The 16,818-nt window shown below is 48.3% G+C and carries 18 protein-coding genes; 17 read left to right on the top strand and 1 reads right to left on the bottom strand.

Annotated elements, in window-relative coordinates:
• Positions 1–7 precede the first annotated feature (7 nt).
• The 15 genes from ACFSUB_RS09045 to ACFSUB_RS08975 all read left to right on the top strand — a co-directional run bounded on the left by ACFSUB_RS09045 (position 8) and on the right by ACFSUB_RS08975 (position 12,877).
• Positions 8–1,045: a nucleotidyltransferase family protein gene (locus ACFSUB_RS09045; RefSeq protein WP_380712864.1), complete on the top strand. Its 1,038-nt coding sequence runs from the start codon at positions 8–10 to the stop codon at positions 1,043–1,045.
• Positions 1,046–1,747, top strand: a complete 702-nt coding sequence (locus ACFSUB_RS09040; protein WP_380712863.1) for an acylneuraminate cytidylyltransferase family protein — start codon at positions 1,046–1,048, stop codon at positions 1,745–1,747. It begins immediately after the preceding gene.
• A 49-nt stretch (positions 1,748–1,796) separates the two neighbouring features.
• Positions 1,797–2,591, top strand: a complete 795-nt coding sequence (locus ACFSUB_RS09035) for a hypothetical protein (RefSeq protein WP_380712862.1) — start codon at positions 1,797–1,799, stop codon at positions 2,589–2,591.
• Positions 2,570–2,791 carry a hypothetical protein gene (locus ACFSUB_RS09030; RefSeq protein WP_380712861.1) on the top strand — a complete coding sequence of 74 codons (222 nt, stop codon included), beginning with the start codon at positions 2,570–2,572 and terminating at the stop codon, positions 2,789–2,791. The genes ACFSUB_RS09035 and ACFSUB_RS09030 overlap by 22 nt, the downstream gene beginning before the upstream one ends.
• Positions 2,792–2,883: 92 nt before the next feature.
• Positions 2,884–3,084, top strand: a complete 201-nt coding sequence (locus tag ACFSUB_RS09025) for a YjfB family protein (RefSeq protein WP_380712860.1) — start codon at positions 2,884–2,886, stop codon at positions 3,082–3,084.
• A 116-nt stretch (positions 3,085–3,200) separates the two neighbouring features.
• Complete coding sequence (locus tag ACFSUB_RS09020) at positions 3,201–3,563, top strand: flagellar protein FlaG (RefSeq protein ID WP_380712859.1); 363 nt, start codon at positions 3,201–3,203, stop codon at positions 3,561–3,563.
• Between the two features lie 475 nt (positions 3,564–4,038).
• A complete protein-coding gene (locus ACFSUB_RS09015) occupies positions 4,039–5,598 on the top strand; it encodes a flagellar hook-associated protein 2 (RefSeq protein WP_380712858.1) in 1,560 nt (519 codons plus the stop codon).
• 311 nt (positions 5,599–5,909) lie between these two features.
• Complete coding sequence (locus ACFSUB_RS09010; RefSeq protein WP_380712857.1) at positions 5,910–7,628, top strand: DUF2334 domain-containing protein; 1,719 nt, start codon at positions 5,910–5,912, stop codon at positions 7,626–7,628.
• Positions 7,621–8,916: a glycosyltransferase family 2 protein gene (locus ACFSUB_RS09005; protein ID WP_380712855.1), complete on the top strand. Its 1,296-nt coding sequence runs from the start codon at positions 7,621–7,623 to the stop codon at positions 8,914–8,916. Before ACFSUB_RS09010 ends, ACFSUB_RS09005 begins: the two co-directional genes overlap by 8 nt.
• Positions 8,917–8,935: 19 nt before the next feature.
• Positions 8,936–10,069, top strand: coding sequence for a non-hydrolyzing UDP-N-acetylglucosamine 2-epimerase (gene wecB / locus ACFSUB_RS09000; protein WP_380712854.1), 1,134 nt, complete (start codon positions 8,936–8,938; stop codon positions 10,067–10,069).
• A 17-nt stretch (positions 10,070–10,086) separates the two neighbouring features.
• Positions 10,087–11,181, top strand: coding sequence for a glycosyl hydrolase (locus ACFSUB_RS08995; RefSeq protein WP_380712853.1), 1,095 nt, complete (start codon positions 10,087–10,089; stop codon positions 11,179–11,181).
• A 118-nt stretch (positions 11,182–11,299) separates the two neighbouring features.
• Entirely contained in the window at positions 11,300–11,851 is a 552-nt protein-coding gene (gene fliS / locus ACFSUB_RS08990; RefSeq protein ID WP_380712852.1) for a flagellar export chaperone FliS, read from the top strand.
• A gap of 1 nt (position 11,852) precedes the next feature.
• The gene (locus tag ACFSUB_RS08985; protein WP_380712851.1) at positions 11,853–12,215 is read left to right on the top strand and encodes a flagellar protein; all 363 of its coding nucleotides are present in this window, start codon (positions 11,853–11,855) and stop codon (positions 12,213–12,215) included.
• Positions 12,216–12,287: 72 nt separating this feature from the next.
• A complete protein-coding gene (locus ACFSUB_RS08980) occupies positions 12,288–12,668 on the top strand; it encodes a hypothetical protein (protein WP_380712850.1) in 381 nt (126 codons plus the stop codon).
• Positions 12,669–12,685: 17 nt separating this feature from the next.
• Positions 12,686–12,877 carry a hypothetical protein gene (locus ACFSUB_RS08975; RefSeq protein ID WP_380712849.1) on the top strand — a complete coding sequence of 64 codons (192 nt, stop codon included), beginning with the start codon at positions 12,686–12,688 and terminating at the stop codon, positions 12,875–12,877.
• A gap of 205 nt (positions 12,878–13,082) precedes the next feature.
• On the opposite strand, the gene ACFSUB_RS08970 is transcribed toward ACFSUB_RS08975, so the two are convergent.
• Complete coding sequence (locus ACFSUB_RS08970; RefSeq protein WP_380712848.1) at positions 13,083–14,201, bottom strand: DUF6612 family protein; 1,119 nt, start codon at positions 14,199–14,201, stop codon at positions 13,083–13,085.
• Between the two features lie 199 nt (positions 14,202–14,400).
• On the opposite strand from ACFSUB_RS08970, the gene ACFSUB_RS08965 reads away from it, so the two are divergent.
• Positions 14,401–15,828, top strand: a complete 1,428-nt coding sequence (locus ACFSUB_RS08965; RefSeq protein ID WP_380712847.1) for an NAD-dependent succinate-semialdehyde dehydrogenase — start codon at positions 14,401–14,403, stop codon at positions 15,826–15,828.
• Positions 15,829–16,113: 285 nt separating this feature from the next.
• Positions 16,114–16,713 (top strand): ribosome hibernation-promoting factor, HPF/YfiA family, encoded by a 600-nt coding sequence (hpf, locus tag ACFSUB_RS08960; RefSeq protein WP_380713225.1) that lies wholly within the window; start codon positions 16,114–16,116, stop codon positions 16,711–16,713.
• Positions 16,714–16,818: the final 105 nt, after the last annotated feature.

Genomic DNA, 16,818 nt, shown 5'->3' with positions numbered 1-16,818 from the left:
TTTCATCATGATGGAATGGAGACAACTAATAGTACAACCTGATTGCTCTATTATGGAAACAATGAAAATAATAGATCAGGCTGCAAGTCAATTTGCTGCCGTAATAGATGATAATAACCGTTTATTAGGAACAGTTACAGATGGAGATGTGCGACGTGGTTTGCTGAAAGGAATCTCTCTTGATGAAAAGACAGAACAAATTATGAACCCAAACCCGACTGTTGCTGTTGGTGATGAAAATGCAACAGTTATTTTTCAACATTCAACTGTGGAGCATCTTCCTGTTGTTAACGATGATTATCAATTAATCAATGTTATTTCTAAACAAGAAGTGAAAAAAGCTCCGAAGAAACGGAATAAAGTAGTGCTGATGGCAGGAGGGTTAGGGACACGGCTGCGACCTCTAACAGAAACGATGCCCAAGCCGCTATTAAAGATAGGAGAAAAACCAATTTTGGAAATAATAATTGAAAGTTTTAAAATGTATGGTTTTACAGACATATATCTATGCGTTAATTACAAACGTGAATTAATTAAAGATTATTTCCAGGACGGGCGGTCTTTTGGAGTGTCTATCACATACATAGATGAATCGATAAACCTTGGTACAGCCGGTCCACTATCGTTGCTGGAAGATGAAATAAAGGAGCCTTTTTTCGTTATGAACGCGGATTTATTAACTACTATTAATTTCGAGCAGCTGCTCCGATTCCATGAAGATAATCAATCTTATGGCACGATGTGTGTCAGAGAATATGAATTTCAAGTACCGTATGGGGTTATCCGGACCAATGGTGATCAACTCACAAGCATAGAAGAGAAACCTCTGCACAAAGAATTCGTAAATGCAGGAATTTATGTACTTGATCCTGAACTGTTGCAACTTATCCCCTACAACCAATTTTATGATATGCCGGAGCTCTTCAGAAAAATGATGGAGCAGAATTACTCGTTATCTGCTTTTCCTCTGCGTGAATATTGGCTGGATATTGGAAGGTACGATGATTATCAGCAAGCAAATAATGATTACCGTGAGGTATTTTAATTGAGTAATAAAAAAACAAAGAAGATCTTAGCTATTATTCCTGCTAGAGGAGGTTCTAAAGGTGTACCGAGAAAAAATATCCGCTATTTAGCTGATAAGCCTTTAATAGCTTGGACTATTGAAGAAGCAAAAAAATCCAAATATATAGACCGTTTAATACTATCTTCAGAAGATCAAGAAATTATATCTGTAGCGTCTCGATACGACTGCGAAGTACCATTTATCCGTCCTCAAACTCTTGCAGAAGATAATACACCTGGCATCAACCCTGTTATTCACGCATTAAATGAACTTCCGGGCTATGATGTTGTCGTATTGTTACAACCTACCTCGCCACTGAGAACTGTTGAAGATATAGATGGGTGCATTGAAACACTTTTGAACTCCAGCGCACCTTCCTGTGTAACAGTAACCGAAGCCGATAAATCACCCTATTGGATGTATAGAATTGAGGATGAAGAAGTAATGATTCCTTTATTCAGAAACGCTGCTTCTTTAAGACAAGAGCTGCCGAATGTGTATTCTCTTAATGGGGCGGTATATGCAGCCGATACTAATTGGATTGTAGAGTTCAGCCAATTCATAAAAGAAAAAACAGTACCATACATTATGCCGAAAGAGCGTTCTTATGACATCGATACAGAACAAGATTTTATGATAACTGACTATTTATTAAGAGAACGTGGTAAACTAAATGATTAATCTTTGATTTGTAAAACAAATTCGAAATATAAAGAAAGGAGCGTTTGACATGGACATTGGTTTCATACACATAGGAATGATGAAAACAGGTACTACTTATATGCAGAACATTTGGATGAAAGATGATAAATTTTCATTGTCCTGGAAAGGTTCAATAAATTATCTTAACGTTCTTAGAGACTCCATAACTAAACAAAACCTGCCTGCACCACCTGCTGTCGATCAGATAAAACTTGATATCCCTTATCAAAAAGGACAGAAATTAGTACTTAGTAATGAGGGGTTTTCAACTTCATTTTTGAATCAGCATGCATTACACCATAAGATTCCTGACTTTATAAATTACACGAGTTCTGCATTAAGCCAGCTATCTAAATCTACCCCCAATGTTTTATTAGTAGTAAGAGATCCAATTTCATGGATACAATCTATATATGTACAGTCTATAAAACAAGGTTCACACGGAACTATGGAAGATTTTATGACAAAAAGTTTTGATTTTTTGCAACACTCCATGGATCTGGAACATATCGTGAATTGTTACAAAAGATATTTTTCTAATGTTTATATTATGCCTTATGAACTATTTAAGAACGATGAAGATAAATTTTGGAAGCTTCTATCTGAGAGGTTTGAAGTACCTTTCCCTAAAACTAGAATTCAAGAGAATATTAATCCTTCTTTGGATTTAAAGCGAACCCATTTACTTTCTCATTTAAATAAACTTTCTACAATATTAACAGATACTCTAATTAACTCAAAAGAATACCGTATGCAGCAGGAGAAGAATCAAATTATTTCCCAATATTCCAATGGGGGCCAGTGGGTTACAGAAGATTTGTAGAATATGCAGATGAAACACAGGTAGAGGATATGTATGACATTCTTAACCTATCATATCCGGGAGAAGAAATATTAGAAGTGAATTTACCTTTAGCATTGCAACGAACTATTCAAACCAAGTATATTAATTTTATGAAAAATAATATATCAGTGGAGCATTTAGATTATATAAGCGAATATGAGGAAAGTGTTTGGAATTAAAAGTAAAGATAATTTTAAAGACATTTAAGCTTTATAATAGATTGACGATATAATTAATGGAATCAATTACTTCTCGGTTTGGAGGTGTTTCCATGGATATCGCAGGAGCTTCGATCGCGCACAGCCAGGCGCAGGTGAAACAGCAGGCGAACATGTCGATCATGAAGAAAGCGATGGATACGAGTGAGCAGCAGAACAATCTGATGACCGAAATGCTTGATAAATCTGGTGCGCAGGCTATTCAACAGGCGGCCCAGCCGCACAAAGGTGCATCTGTTGATCTTTCCGTCTAATGGAATGATGGAAGCCTTCTCTTTCAAAAGGGAGGGCTTTTTTTGTATGGAGGCGTGCAATTTTTCAAAAATTATCCGATATAATGCGTGAGCCTGTATAGGGAGGAGGAAGGGTTATGGGTGCTCATGTGTCGGGTACCGTAGTATCTGATCTGATGCGGGCCGGTCAGGCTGCCGGGGGACAGGTGTCCACGAATGATTCTGTTTCAGGAACAGTTTCGGAGAAAGCGCAGGATGAGTCTTCGATGATGCCCGATATGAAAACGCTGCAGGAGCAGGCCGATGAGATGAATGGACTGCTTGAGATGACGTTTACCGACTTGAAGTTCAATGTTCACGATAAGTTGGAACAGGTGTATGTTCAAGTACTTAATCGGGACACCGATGAAGTCATCCGCGAAGTGCCTCCGGAAAAATTTCTGGATATGAAGGCAGCAATCCTTCAGCAGGCTGGACTGATTGTGGACGAAAAAGCCTGACCGGTGAGAAGAAGGAGCTGTACCTTTTGGTACAGCTCCTTTTTCACCAATATAGAAAATTCACCCCAGGCAGAAGCGGAAGGCGGCGACGCCATTTTAGCAGTTCGCCGGCTAAAACCGGTCACGTCCTGTGACCAACGCCGGCACTAGAACATCCTGTTCGTCGAAGCAGCAGCCGAAGATCCCATCAAACGGAGGCTCACACGATGTGAGTCACATCGGCGTCGGCACAGGACGTGCCGAACTTAGCCGATCCTCCTTTACCACCATGTAGCTGAGGCGCTGCCCGCGGCAAGCGTCCGCCTGCAGCGGATGCCTTCTTAACGTTTAATGGCTTTTGATACAGCCCCTTTCTTCGTTCCGACCTTCTACCTATTTTCCAGTTTTCTCTTCATTTTATGAAGATTTATCCGATATTACTTACAGAAATGAACTCGGGATATGATGTTCTCTATCACAAGAGGAGGAACCAATCATGGATAGTGGTATGGGCAGCAATACGAATCGAATTACAGGTTTTGCATCCGGCATGAACATTGACCAGACGGTGAGCGATTTGATGCGGGCGGAGCGTCAGCCGCTGATTAAGATGGAGCAGGAACAGATGCAAATGCAGTATAAAATGGAAGATTACCGGGAGATGAACCGGGAGTATCGGTCTTTCAGCACCTCGATTTTTGACAATATGTTTATGCGGTCGAGCTTGTCCGCGAAGCAGACTTCCAGCAGTAACGAAAGTCTGGTATCGGCATCGGCGGCGTCGGATGCACAAAGTGGGACCTTCACGGTATCCGATGTCACCCAGCTTGCGGAGGCGGCTTCTGTACAGTCAAGTTCGTCTATAACAGGTGGCAGTGGTGGGAATGTTGACCCTGAAGCATCACTGGCAGACCAGTTTGACGATTACAATGAAGGCTCAACCATTGATTTTGGCATCACAACGTACAACGAAAATGGTGAAGCAGAGAAAAAAGAATTCAGCTTCGAGGGATCCGATTCCTTGAATGATGTCCTGTCAGAGGTGAACCGGTCTGATGCCGGAGTAAGTGCTTTCTATGATCAACAGACGGGGAATATTTCCGTCACCCGCAGTGAAACGGGAGTGTTCAATGAAGGCGGCAATGAAATGGCCTTCGAAGGCGATTTTTTAACGAATCAACTGAACCTCAATTCCTTTGCTGATACAGAATACAGAGGAGCGCAAAATGCTGAATTTACATTGAATGGTATTGAAACTAATAGAAGATCCAATACATTTACAGAAAACGGCATCGAAATTACCTTGAATGGAACAAGTGCAGAAAACGGTAATTCAGCTTCCCTGCAGGTCAGTCCGGATACAGAAGGCATCAAGGAAACGGTTATGAATTTCGTGGATGAGTACAATAGTTTGATTGAAAAAACAAATGACAAGCTGTCGGAAGAGCGCGACCGGGAGTATCCGCCGCTGACCGATGACCAGCGCAGTGAGATGAGTGATGAAGAAATCTCACAATGGGAGGAGAAATCCCAGAGCGGGTATCTCCGCAGTGATGACATTTTGTCTAATGCAACCACGTCGATGCGGCGCAGCCTTTATGACACAGTAAATACCGGCGGGTCTTTTGATCAATTGACAGAAATCGGAATAACAACGACCAGCAACTACCAGGACGGCGGAAAGCTTGAAGTGGATGAAGATCAGCTGGAGCAGGCCATTTCCCAGGATGCGGAATCGGTGTATCAGCTGTTTGCCTCAGACGGCGAAAATGCTGAAGATAAAGGGCTGGCCCGCCGTCTCCGGGAACAAGTGGATCAGACGGTGGATAATATTTCTGAACGTGCCGGCGGACCAAACACATTAGATCCGAGTCAGTTTACGATAGGCCGGGAAATGAATCAGATGGACGACGAAATCAGTGATTTTGAACGCCGTATGACACGTACCGAAAATCGGTATTATGATCAGTTCACCCGGATGGAGCAGGCGATCGCCGATGCCAACCAGCAGGCCCAGCAGATCCAGCAGCAGCTCGGCGGTATGGGAATGATGTAATAGCATTGCCGTCAATGAAAAAGAAGCCTTTCGATGACAGAGCGCATCGGAAGGCTTCTTTTTTTATATTTAATGTGCGTTATAGTGAACATATGGAACAATCCATTATTACGGGTGTTTCCCCTGTATAAGTAGCGATCTGTTTTTAATTATTTTAAAAATAAAAGAAAATCGACGAAATTCGATGCATATATGTTCTTAATAGCGAATAAACATAGCAGGGCGGTTTCTATGGGATTTGTGTTCTATATAGAAATATCTTATGTTCTTTATTGAGAACAAAAAACAACGTCAAAGAACAGAGGAGGAGCATGATGAAGGGGAAGGCACGTCTGATGGTTTTTGCAATGATTATCATGTTATGGATCCAACCAGCTTTGGCAGAGGCGGCGGAAGAAAAGGAAGAGGACGTACTTGTTCTGTATACGACGACGGATGGAGAAGTGAATGCGGATGTGCGCCTTCTCGATATGGCGCTTGGGGCGTTTGCTGACACGATTACTTTTAAGAACGCTGCGGACGTTGAAGCAGGGGACACTGAAGGAAAGTCGCACATCTTTTATTACGGTGTCACAAAAGAAACACTTCCCGGCCGGACGGCGGAGGTAATCGACACCTTTAACGGACCGGTCACGGCCATCGGTTATAACACGGCGGAGCTTGGAGGAGGATTTGATTTTGTCGGTCCGGCGATTTGTGGAACGGTTACGGCTCTGTCGATGCCCGGGAAGCCGGATAAAACGCGGCAGATTGAGCCGCATGAACTGGATGGGATCACGATCGAGGAAGGAACCCGGGTGATTGTGGAAGGACTCGGAGCGGAGACGAAACAGCCGGTCATCGTGGAAAACCAGGGTCATTATCATGTAGCCGTTGATTCTCTTGTGCCGCCGTTCTCGACGTATTTCAGCCAGGTATTGTATGAAATATTTGATGAAGAGGCACCGGACGACACGCCGGCGTTCATCCGCCTGGAAGATATTCACCCGATGGCGGATCCAGAGCAGCTGATGGATGTGGCGGAGCTGCTGAAAGAGCACAATATTCCGTATATGATGGCGGTTATTCCGGTGTATACGCATCCGGAGACGGGGGAGGAACTGCATTTCAGTGATTCTCCGAAGGTACTGCAGGCGCTTCGGTATATGCAGGATAACGGCGGGAGCGTCGTGCTGCACGGCTATACCCATCAGTTCCGTGACAGTGAAACCGGGGAGGGATTTGAATTCTGGGACGTGGAGCACGATATGCCGATTTACCACGGGCAGGAGGAAAATCCGGATATGAGAACGGAAGCGGATTTTGACAGCCCGGAGGATTATGAAGTGTGGCAGGAAGAGAACCTTGCTTTTGAACGGGAGTATATTGAAAAACGCCTGACCCGCGGCATTCAGGAGCTTGCGAATTACGGGCTGTACCCGCTTGCGTTTGAAGCGCCGCATTATACGATGTCGCAAAATGGTTATAATGTTGTATCCGATTATTTTTCGACGTACGTCGGTCAGGTGCAGCTGCATGACAAGGACTGGCGCACGATGGAAACGACACCGCTTGCCTCGAATCCTACGTTTTTCCACGGGATGAACCTGCTGCCGGAAACGCTCAGCTACGTGCATCCGGACGATGAGCAGGCAGTGCAGAAAATGATGGACCGCGTGCATCAGTATCAGGTGACAGACGGCGGCATGGCAGGTGGTTTCTACCATCCTTATCTCGGGGTGGAGCGGCTGGAGAAGCTGCTGGGGGAAATGGAACAGATTCCGAATGTGGAATGGATGGATTTGAAAGAGATGGAGAATACGACGAGTGCGGAGAACGTCGTGATCTCAAGCGGAGACGGAACCATTGATACCACTATTGACCGAACCGGATTAATGACAGCGTCCCTCGACTATCCTGTGTACCACGCCAAAGTTCTGGCGCAGAAGTCGATGTGGGGCATAGCCGGGGTCGGCATGTCGGCGGTGCTGCTGTTCGGTGTCTATGCCGTCCGGCAGCGTAAAAAGGAGGAGGACATTCATCATGGCTGATTTTCTCCTGTATATGTCTCTCTTCATTATATGGTTCATGTTGTTTTACCACATGTTTCTTATGCAGGGCGGTTACCTTCACCACCGGCGCCACCGGGAGCTGAAAGCAGCATGGGAAAAGGATCCCGGGGAACTCCCCTCCTTCAGCATCCTCATTCCGGCGCATAATGAGGACATGGTTATCGCCGACACACTGAAGGCGATGGCGGCGCTGCAGTATCCGAAAGACAGACTGGAAGTGATTGTGGTGAATGATAACTCAAGTGACGCAACGGGAGAGATTGTCGAAGGCTTTGCGGCGCGCTATTCGTTTATCCACGCGGTGCATACACGTCCGCCCGAGGGCGGAAAAGGGAAGTCTGGAGCACTGAACCAGGGCCTGAAGCGCGCCCGCGGAGATGTGATTGCCGTGTATGACGCGGATAACATGCCGGAGCCGGACGCGGTGTGGTATCTCGCCCTTGGTCTGAACAAGGATCCGGACGCCGGCGCGGTTGTCGGAAAGTTCCGGGTACAAAACGGCGGCCGGAATCTGCTCACCCGTCTTATTAATATGGAAACCCTGACCTTTCAGTGGCTCGCCCAGGCCGGGCGCTGGTTCTGGTTCCGCCTGGCGACGATCCCGGGAACGAACTTTGCGATCCGCCGGGAGATTCTCGATGAACTCGGGGGCTGGGATGAAAAGGCGCTCTCGGAAGATACAGAACTCAGTTTCCGCGTCTACAACCTCGGCTGGCACATCCGCTTTTTTCCAGCGGCGGTGACGTGGGAGCAGGAGCCGGAAACCCTGAAAGTATGGTGGAAGCAGCGGATGCGCTGGGCGAGGGGCAATGAATACGTGATCGGCAAATACCTGCTCGGCCTGCACCGGCTGAAACACAGGAAAATCACCCTTGATCTGTTCTACTTTTTGTTCACGTATCTGCTATTTTTCACAGGTATTCTGCTGTCGCATACGATTTTTGTTACGAACCTGTTTGTTGATCTTGATTTAACGATCGGCATGGTGTCCTACGTCCTGCTTGTTACCGGTTTTCTGCTCTTTCTTGTAGAAGTGCTGCTGGCGCTGAGTCTTGAACGGGGGCAGTTGACGTTGAAAAACGCCGGTACCGCGGTGCTCATGTACTTTACCTACTCGCAGCTGTGGCTCGCTCTCGTTGTTCACGCCACTTTTCTTGAAGCGAAACGGATGTTTACGAAACAGGAAGTGACCTGGTACAAGACGCAGCGTTTTCAGACGAGCGGACGCGAAAAGGTAAAAAAAGAAAAACGGGCGAAAACATCTTAATCGAAGGAGGTTCCTTTTTATGAAAGTGATGACGATTATCGGCACAAGACCGGAAGGCATTAAAATGGCACCGGTTATAAAAGCCCTGCAGGACACTCCGGGTATGGAAAGTGTATTCGTCAATACCGCCCAGCACCGCGGGATGCTCGATCAGGTGCTTGGACTATTCGGTCTCAAACCGCAGTACGACCTTGATTTGATGAAGGCGGGACAGGGGCTGGAGGAACTGACGATGCGTCTGTTTGAAGGGCTGCAGCCTGTGCTGGAGCAGGAAAAACCAGATGTTGTGCTCGTGCACGGGGACACAACCACCACTTTTGTCGGCGCGTACGCTGCCTTTCTAAAGCAGATTCCCGTCGGTCACGTGGAAGCCGGACTGCGCACGAACACCCTTTACTCCCCGTTTCCGGAAGAACTGAACCGGCAGCTTGTCGGCCGGATGGCGGCGTATCATTTCGCGGCAACGGAGGCAAACAGGGAGAATTTGATAAACGAGAATGTCAATCCGGCTTCGATCGCGGTCACCGGCAATACAGTTATTGATGCCCTGCTTGAAATTTCCGAGCGTCCGGTCCGGTGCCGTACGGAGCTGGAGGAGATTTTTGCAAACGGGCGGCGGACGATTCTCGTCACGACGCACCGGCGTGAAAACATGGAGGATATGCAGCACATCTACCGGGCGCTGGAGCGGATCGTGGATCAGTATGACGACGTGCAGGTCGTCTTCCCTGTGCATAAAAATCCGGCCATTCGCCGCAGCGTCATGCAGGTGTTGACTGGACGGAACCGGATTCATCTGGTGGAACCGCTCGCCTACGCGGAATTTGTGCACGTGATGAAGCATTCCTTTCTCGTTTTGACCGATTCCGGCGGGATTCAGGAGGAAGCTCCGGCGCTTGGCAAGCCTGTTCTTGTCGCCCGGGAAACAACGGAACGGCCGGAGGGAGTGGAAGCCGGGACGCTGAAACTTGTCGGCACGTCGGAAGAGCGGATTGTTAAAGCATGCAGTACGCTGCTTGAGGATGAAACGGCATACCGGCGCATGGCCGAAGTGCGCAATCCGTTTGGCGAAGGAGACGCCGCGCGCCGAATCATTGATGTGCTGCAGGGTCAAGCCGCGGCAAGCGGAGGACAGAAGGTTGTATCCAGGTAGAAACAGGAGGCAGCGGGGTGAAGCAGGTGACGGTATTCTTCCTTGTATTGGTGCTGGTACTGGCGGCAGCGGCCGGCTTGTACCGGCTCTATGACAACACACGCAGCCTCTCGGAAGAAGCAGCGGAACGTTTTCTCACGCGGTGGCTGACGAATGAGAACGGGACGCTTGCGACTTATATCCAGGAAGGCGGAGAGGAAGACGAAGATGAGGTGAGGGGACGCGAAGCGTTGGCGGAAACGCTTGGCTTATGGATGGAGTATGTGTATGAAAAAGATGACGACGAACGGTTCGACCGTGCTTATTCCCAGTTCCGCCGTCTGTTTCTCGCAGAAGACGGGTTTGTGTACTGGAAACTGGAGGAGGACGGAACAGCGGATGTGACGTCGAATGCTCTGATTGATGATATTCGGATTGCCGGGGTTTTGATGAAGGCGGCCGAACGCTGGGATAATGACTATTATGAAGAAACCGCCCGGGAGATACTGACGTTTGTGGAGAACCATAACATATATGACGGGGTGCTGACCGATTTTTACGAGCGCCGGGATAAGTATGCAGAAGATACCATCACGCTGTCCTATATTGATGCCGCGCTGCTTCAGGATCTTGCTGAAGCGGACATGCTGTCGGCCGGACCGGTGGCAGCGACCGGTGCGTTGTTAATGGATGCACCGCTGTCCGGTCCGTTTTATCCAAAAGCGTACAACGTGGAGCGCGGGGAATATGAGTATGATGAAGAGGTGAATATCCTCGACCAGGCACTTGCGGCGCTGCATCAGGCTGAAGCAGGCACTGTATCGGAGCCGTTTCTGGCGTTTGTGGAGACGGAACTGGAAGAGCGCGGGCTCATGCACGGGATGTATGACCTGGACACAGCAGAACCGGTCGTTTCTTACGAATCTCCTGCCATTTACGCGCTGCTTGTCATGTATGCGATCGAAATCGGCGAGACGGAGCTGGCGGAGACGCTGTATGAACGGATGGAAGCATTCCAGGTGACGCGCCGGACGAGCCCGTATTACGGCGGATATTCCATCCATGACGATAACACTCATATTTTTGACAACCTGCTTCCCATGCTTGCCCGGCAGCAGTGGGAAGAGCAATAAATTGTATGCTTCTGTCTGGCGGCCCGTCTTTTGCGAAAATTTCTCCTAAAGCATTACGGATTCCCGCCGATATAAGCTTTAGAACATTTTTTCATTAAGAAAATGGGGGAACGGGATCATGTCCTTTCAAAACGCACAGACGGCCTACCAACAGACGATGAAACAGGCTGAAGACTATAGAAAATCGACAGGGAAAAATACAAATCAGACGTTCACGCCGGGATCGGCGTCCTCCGGGGGAACGGCAATCGGCAGTGTGAAGCCGGGCGCGCAGCAGAAACCAGCGGCCAATCCATATCAGCAGAATGCGCTCGAAACCGCGTCGAGCGGGGATTTGACGCTGCTGTTGTACAACGGATGCGTGAAGTTTATTGATAAAGCGGATCAGGCGATGCAGGACAAGCAGATCGAAGATAAAAATAATTTCATTAAACGGGCGCAGGATATTATCCGCGAGCTGATGGTGACGCTTCGGACTGATACGGAAGTTGGCGCGAACATGTACAGTCTCTATGACTTTATCCACCGCCGGCTGATTGACGCGAACGTCCAGAACGATCGTGATGTGCTGCAGGAAGCGCGGGATCTTGTCGTTGATTTCCGTGATACGTGGAAAGAAGTTATTAAGAAAGACCGGCAGGAGCGCTTCGGCGGCGGAGGCCAGGCTTGATATGGCTGTCGTGAAAGAGCTTTATGATGTCACGAAAGCCCTGTACGATCATATGGCAGAACCGATGCCGAAGCATATCGAGGAACGCGGCACGTACGTGGAGAAACTGGAACAGTATCTGGCGCAGCGGGCGGAACTGCTGGAGAAGATGAGAGAGCAGACGTCGTTTTCTGAGAAAGAACGAGAGCTCGGCGCGGAGATGTTCAAGATGAATGAGGAAATTCAGCGCTGGATGGAGGCGTCCCGCGGAGAACTGCGGCTTGTCATGCAGCAGCTGCACAAGAAAAAGAAGTCTAACCGGCATTATGCGCGTCCGTACTCCGGGACGACGGTGGACGGTGTGTTTTTTGACAAGAAAAATTGAAGTGGGCAGCCGCCTCGTGCGGCTGTTTTTTTGTGCTATCGTTGTGTTATTCTCAAAACAACAGAAGGGTTGGTGAAGCATATGCCGCTCGAGCAGGCGGAACAGGATTTTCTCAAGCAGTATCTCGGCTATCTGGAAACGGTTGAGGAAGGTATTGCGTCGGTCGCGTATTTTTACCGGGAAGGGTTGGACGAAAATGGAGATCGTCTGCTGCAGCAGATGCTGGACGGATTCACGCCGCTCGCGGAAGGTAACGTCACGCTGATGCATCTGTTTGGGCAGAAAGCAGACCGGGGCGCAGAGATGGACGCCTTCCACGAAAAACTGGGAAAAGCCCGCGCTATTCCTGATATGGACTCTGCGACATGGAAACTGTCAGCGCTGACCGTGGATTTCCTCCCCGGCTTTCAACGCTGGAGGATCATCGTGGACCACTTTTACCGGAATCCATAAAGAAAAGCAGAGAATCGATGGATAAAAGCGAAGAATTAATCGAGAAATCCAGAGAATCGATCAAGAAATCCCCGCACGATCCTGGAAACGATCGAGAAATCATCGAATCGATCAAGAAATCGGGAGAATCGATCGAGAAACACAACGCCCCGCTTTTCAGCGCTGCTGGAGGATCATCGTGGACCACTTTTACAGGAATCAATTGGTAGATTCGGAGAATTAATCGGGAAATGTGGAGAATCAATCGAGAAATCCAGAGAATCGATCAAGAAATCCCCGCACGTGCCGGGAATCGATCGAGAAATCATCGAATCAATCAAGAAACTACGAGAATCGATCGAGAAACACCGCTCCCTGTATCCAACCGCGCCACGTCCCATAAAAAAGAAGCCGTCCTTTTAAAAGGACAGCTTCCTACCCGGAGGAATCCCCGGATGATGGCTGTTCGTTCGTATCTTCATTTTCTCCACTGCCGCTGCCGTCGTTCAGGTGTTCACTCAGGTCGAAGTCAAGCGCAGGGTCATCCTGGGATTCCGTGGTGTCGTCTTCGTAAATTTGTTCCATTTCCATCCCATCCACGGAGTCGAATTCTTCCATCTGCTCAAATCCAGTGAATTCATCCAATTCCATGCCCTCGGCAACGTTCAGGACGTCCGTTGGAATCTCGACACGTTCTGTTTCATTGAAATCAGAATAACGCGCGACAACAAGGTGATCCGAGCCATTCGGCTCACCTTCTGCATTATTCATGTTCATGTCGAGGTTCATTTTCAGTTTTTTCGGGTAGAATGTTTCTTTGTCAATCTGAAGCTGGAACGTCAAGGCTTCCATCTCCGCCATGTACATCATGTCCTCCATCGAAGAAGAGAAGCCGGTGTTAACCATGCCGATCATTTCAAGGGCGATTTCCTGGGTTTGGTCTTCCCCGCCGCTGAACGTAAGCTGATAATGACGGTTTCCTTCTATTATATGGATGTTACTGCTGTAGGCTTCAATCATTTCAAGAATGCGGCCCGGGTTCTCATACGATTTGTCAAAAGACTTGAAGTCCTCGTTGAACTGTTCCGGGAATTGCACCCAGCGGCTTTCCGAGGAGTCAAACATATAAAAACCCCGGTCTGTAAAATAACGCTCCAGTTCGACGAAGCTGTTATTTGTTTCCTCCGCGGTCGTCTGGATTTTTTCGATGGTGGATGATTCGTGATACCGTACCGGATCAAGATTGACGAGCGTACTGGAGCGGTACCGGTTTTGGAGTGTCTGCTCCCCATCGAGTTCCAGGTGCTGGTTCATATTTGTTGAAATAGTGTAGCTTTCTATATCATTCATCTTGTCCATAGACTGCTGCAGAACGTCCCCCGCCGGCATGACCTTCTCCGGTTCTTTTGCCGGTTCGGTATCTTCGGTGTCATCCGGTTCTTCTTCAGAGGGGGCGGCGCTGTCCCCGTTTTCATCTGTATCCGCTTCTGACATGCAGGATGCGAGAAGCAGAACGATCAGGAGACCATACATGCCTGTAAGAATCCGCTGCATGATTTTTCCTCCTCCTGCGTAAGCCTGTCACTAAAATATATCATACAAAGAGGAAGTTGGATAGACTTTACAGAAGAAAAAGAGAGCCGAAACAGAAGGACGATACTATTTCCATGTAGAAAAATTTGGCGGAAACTGCATAGGAATATCCGAAGCCGGGTATGTAGTACAAAGAGACATGATTAAAGGAGAGATTTTCATGGAGACACGCCTTTTTATAAACGGTACATGGCAAAAAGCAGCCAACGGCACCTTCGCGGTCAAAAATCCGGCAAACAATGAAGAAATCGGACAGGCAGCTGATGGCGGAGCCGAAGAAACGAAAGAAGCCATCAAAGCCGCAGAAGATGCTTTTCCGTCCTGGGCTCACCGGAGTGCGGGCGACAGAGCTTCCTACTTAAAAGAAATACACCGCTTAATGATGGAAAGACAGGATGAACTCGGAGAATTGATCACGCTGGAAATGGGCAAACCGCTTCAAGAGGCAAAAGGCGAGGTGGCTTACGCGGCTTCTTTTCTCGAATGGTTCGCTGAAGAAGGAAGACGGATCTACGGCGATACGATTCCGACCGGTTCACCGGACAAGCGGATGATGGTGCTGCACCAGCCCGTTGGTGTCACCGCTGCAATCACCCCATGGAACTTCCCGCAGGCGATGGTAACAAGAAAAGTCGCACCGGCTCTTGCAGCAGGCTGCCCGGTTGTCCTGAAACCGGCTGAAGACACGCCGCTTTCGGCCGTGCGGTTCGCTGAAATCTGCGAAGAAGCGGGACTGCCTGATGGTGTATTCAACCTGATTACAGGAGAAGATGCAGCAGCCATCGGCGGTGAATTGATGGGCAGCCAGGCTGTGCGGAAGATGACATTCACCGGTTCCACCGGAGTTGGAAAGAAGCTGATGGAACAGGGCGCTTCCGATATCAAGAAATTGTCGCTTGAACTGGGCGGCCACGCACCGGTTATCGTCCTCGACGACGCGGACATGGAAAAAGCCGTCGACGGCACGGTCGCATCGAAGTTTCGGAACGCCGGGCAGACATGCGTCTGCGGCAACCGTGTTTACGTAGAAGAAGCGGTATACGATACGTTCGTCGACCGCCTGAAAGAAGAAGTAGAGAAACTTCAGGTCGGTGACGGTTTTGCCGAAGGTACATCAATCGGCCCGATGATTAATAAAGAAGGCTGGGAGAAAGTGGACCGCCACGTGAAAGACGCAGTCGATAAAGGAGCGGAAATTGTTACCGGCGGACGTGGCTGGGAAGAAAACGGCGGCTGGTTTTATGAGCCGACGGTCCTCAAGAATGTCACAAGCGACATGATTATTATGGAAGAGGAGACATTCGGTCCTGTCGCTCCAATCCAGAAAGTATCGAGCGACGAAGAAGCAGTACGTCATTCGAACCATTCACCGTTTGGGCTTGCCTCCTACTTTTTCACCGAGAGCATGAGCCGCGGTGTGAAAGTAGCAGAACGCCTTGAATTCGGCATTGTCGGGTGGAACGATGGACGCCCGTCTGCCGCCCAGGCCCCATTCGGCGGCTGGAAACAAAGCGGTGTCGGACGTGAAGGCGGCCATGAAGGCATCAAGCCGTTTCTTGAAACAAAATATATCTCCATTGGTCTGTAAGAATGACAAGAGACTGGGACAGAAAATAAAACGATGGATAAAAACCGGACACCAAAAATGTTCCGAACGATTCATAGAAAAATCGTTCGGAACATTTTATCCATAGATGGTTTTGTCCCCCTCCCTTTTTGATTTTCCCTGATGACAGGCGGTAAGCCCTGCCAAGCTGTACATTCGTCACACTTTGTTAAGATGTTGTAAAAAATTTTGACGAATTTTGAGTTTTAGAAGGGGATTATAAAGTGAATATAGAAACTAGGAGTAACGAAAGGAGGAGTTTACTTGATGAATTACAATATTCGAGGTGAAAACCTAGAGGTAACTCCGGCACTGAAAAGCTATGTAGAGAAGAAAGTAAGCAAATTGGAACGCTATTTTGATACAACACCGGTCGCGGATGTCCACGTGAAGCTGCAGGTGCATAATACCGGAAATAACATAGAGGTGACCATTCCGATGCCTAACCTGCTCCTGCGTGCCGAAGAAGAGCATAACGACATGTACGCGGCAATTGATCTTGTGGTGGAAAAACTGGAACGCCAGATCCGCAAGCACAAAACGAAAGTTAACCGAAAATTCCGTCAAAACGACGGAGTAAAGCATATGTTTAAAGAAGAGGACATTGAAGCCCTCAACGAAGAGATTGCCAACGGAGGTCTTTCCAACGGCAATGGTCTCGCCGAGGAAGAAGAGGAAGACGTAGAGGATAACCAGATTGTCCGGACCAAACGGTTTAACCTGAAACCGATGGATGCCGAGGAAGCCATTCTGCAGATGGACATGCTCGGTCACGGATTCTTCGTCTTTTCGAACTCGGTCAACGGCGACACCAACGTCGTGTACCGCCGCAAAGACGGGCGGTACGGGCTCATTGAGCCGGAATAACTAATATTGGCTGAAGTGTAATAAGCACTCCCGATTATCTGAAACGATAGTCGGGAGTTTTTTTGGTATGCTGCCTTTCCGGCTGCGGCCGACGGACACTAATCG

The sequence above is a fragment of the Salibacterium lacus genome (assembly GCF_042684865.1).
GTDB classification, from domain to species: Bacteria; Bacillota; Bacilli; order Bacillales; family Marinococcaceae; genus Salibacterium; species Salibacterium lacus.
This window is presented reverse-complemented; position numbering and strand designations above follow the sequence as displayed.

What these genes read in the sequence shown, in the direction of transcription:
- ACFSUB_RS09045 (WP_380712864.1), top strand. Translation starts at nt 8, where the DNA reads ATGATGGAATGGAGACAACTAATAGTACAACCTGATTGCTCTATTATG.
- ACFSUB_RS09035 (WP_380712862.1), top strand. Translation starts at nt 1,797, where the DNA reads ATGGACATTGGTTTCATACACATAGGAATGATGAAAACAGGTACTACT.
- ACFSUB_RS09025 (WP_380712860.1), top strand. Translation starts at nt 2,884, where the DNA reads ATGGATATCGCAGGAGCTTCGATCGCGCACAGCCAGGCGCAGGTGAAA.
- ACFSUB_RS09020 (WP_380712859.1), top strand. Translation starts at nt 3,201, where the DNA reads ATGGGTGCTCATGTGTCGGGTACCGTAGTATCTGATCTGATGCGGGCC.
- ACFSUB_RS09015 (WP_380712858.1), top strand. Translation starts at nt 4,039, where the DNA reads ATGGATAGTGGTATGGGCAGCAATACGAATCGAATTACAGGTTTTGCA.
- ACFSUB_RS09010 (WP_380712857.1), top strand. Translation starts at nt 5,910, where the DNA reads ATGATGAAGGGGAAGGCACGTCTGATGGTTTTTGCAATGATTATCATG.
- ACFSUB_RS09005 (WP_380712855.1), top strand. Translation starts at nt 7,621, where the DNA reads ATGGCTGATTTTCTCCTGTATATGTCTCTCTTCATTATATGGTTCATG.
- wecB (WP_380712854.1), top strand. Translation starts at nt 8,936, where the DNA reads ATGAAAGTGATGACGATTATCGGCACAAGACCGGAAGGCATTAAAATG.
- fliS (WP_380712852.1), top strand. Translation starts at nt 11,300, where the DNA reads ATGTCCTTTCAAAACGCACAGACGGCCTACCAACAGACGATGAAACAG.
- ACFSUB_RS08985 (WP_380712851.1), top strand. Translation starts at nt 11,853, where the DNA reads ATGGCTGTCGTGAAAGAGCTTTATGATGTCACGAAAGCCCTGTACGAT.
- ACFSUB_RS08975 (WP_380712849.1), top strand. Translation starts at nt 12,686, where the DNA reads ATGGATAAAAGCGAAGAATTAATCGAGAAATCCAGAGAATCGATCAAG.
- ACFSUB_RS08970 (WP_380712848.1), bottom strand. Translation starts at nt 14,201, where the DNA reads ATGCAGCGGATTCTTACAGGCATGTATGGTCTCCTGATCGTTCTGCTT.
- ACFSUB_RS08965 (WP_380712847.1), top strand. Translation starts at nt 14,401, where the DNA reads ATGGAGACACGCCTTTTTATAAACGGTACATGGCAAAAAGCAGCCAAC.
- hpf (WP_380713225.1), top strand. Translation starts at nt 16,114, where the DNA reads ATGAATTACAATATTCGAGGTGAAAACCTAGAGGTAACTCCGGCACTG.